Consider the following 1,461-nt stretch of genomic DNA (forward strand, 5'->3'; position numbering starts at 1 on the left):
GCGGCTGCGAGTGCAAGCCCTTTTGCTAGGTAATTATTTTTAAATCGTGTGGATTGAGTGGTCATTGTTATTTCTCCTTCGTCGTAAATTGAGAATGCATGATCGGAGAAATATCATTTTTTAAAAACGGACATCAGGAGGACAAAGAAAGAATCCTTACCTGTTAGTGTGAAAAACTAGAGGTAAATGTAGTGGCACACTAATTTTGGCCACCTAATTAGAGGTGATATTATCACCATCAACTAACTAGGTATCAAAATGAGCAAACGAACAAGACCAACATACTCTCCAGAATTTAGACTCGAAGTTGCACAAGAAGTTGTTGATAAAGGGCGCAGTGTCCGAGATGTCGCGGATAGCTTAGGCCTTGGTAAGTCCACGGTCGATAAATGGGCGCGACAATTAAAAGAAGAACGAAACGGTAGGTTGTCGAGTGCTACACCTCTCACTCCAGATCAATTAAAAATTCGCGAGTTGGAACGCAAGATCAAACAACTAGAGGGAGACAACGAGATTTTAAAAAAGGCTTCAGCTCTCTTGATGCAGGACTCGATCAAAGGTTTTCGTTAATCCAAGCGCAGCAAGGGAGCTGGTCGGTATCTCGACTATGCCGCGTACTTAATGTTCATCGCAGCAGCTACAGATATTGGTGTGACCGCCCTCAAGAGATAGAGCCGCAACGCCTTAGATTGATTTCTGAACTCAAGCGTTGGTTTGGAATTAGTAATGGTTCTGCGGGGGAGCGTACTTTGGTAACTCTGCTGGCATTATCCGGCTTTAAGGTGAGTCGCTGGTTAGTGAACAAGCTCATGAGGCAAGAAGGTTTGGTTAGCCGCCAATTGCCGGCACATAAGTACGCTAAATCTGAGAAAGAGCATGTGCTCATTCCAAATGTGTTGGGTCGTTGCTTCAGTCCGGAACAGCCTAATCAAGTTTGGTGTGGTGATGTGACATATGTTTGGACGGGGTCTCGTTGGCTGTACTTATCGGTCGTTATCGACTTATATGCAAGGCGTGTTGTTGGCTGGGCCAAATCTAAGAGTCCCGACAGTGAGTTAACCAAGAAGGCATTGAGAGTGGCTTATGAAAGTCGTGGCAAACCGAAGGGCGTGCTATTTCACAGCGATCAAGGTTGTCATTACACAAGCCAATCCTATCGTCAGCTGCTATGGCGTTATGGCATTCGACAAAGCCTAAGTCGCAGAGGAAATTGCTGGGATAATGCGCCAATGGAGCGATTCTTTAGAAGCTTTAAAACAGAATGGATGCCGCGATCAGGATATGAATCGTTTATGGAAGCAGAAGCAGCTATCGATCAATACATTAATGGTTACTACAATCGTCATCGGCCTCATCATCATAATGGTGGTATGTCACCGTTATTGACTGAACAGGCTTACGAAAAAACTTATAACGGGCTGGCCAGTTTTAGTTGACCACTACAAAAGTTTGTTTTTTAGC

General features: G+C 44.4%; 1 protein-coding gene. It reads left to right on the forward strand.

Going from position 1 to position 1,461, the window contains the following annotated elements; translation table 11 throughout:
- Positions 1-258: 258 nt before the first annotated feature.
- A protein-coding gene (locus A3756_RS03155; RefSeq protein WP_156490229.1) for an IS3 family transposase occupies positions 259-1,436 on the forward strand; the annotation gives its coding sequence in 2 pieces (ribosomal slippage) (positions 259-517 and positions 517-1,436; 1,179 coding nt in all).
- The last annotated feature ends 25 nt before the right edge of the window (positions 1,437-1,461 follow it).

This window comes from Oleiphilus sp. HI0086 (assembly GCF_001635225.1).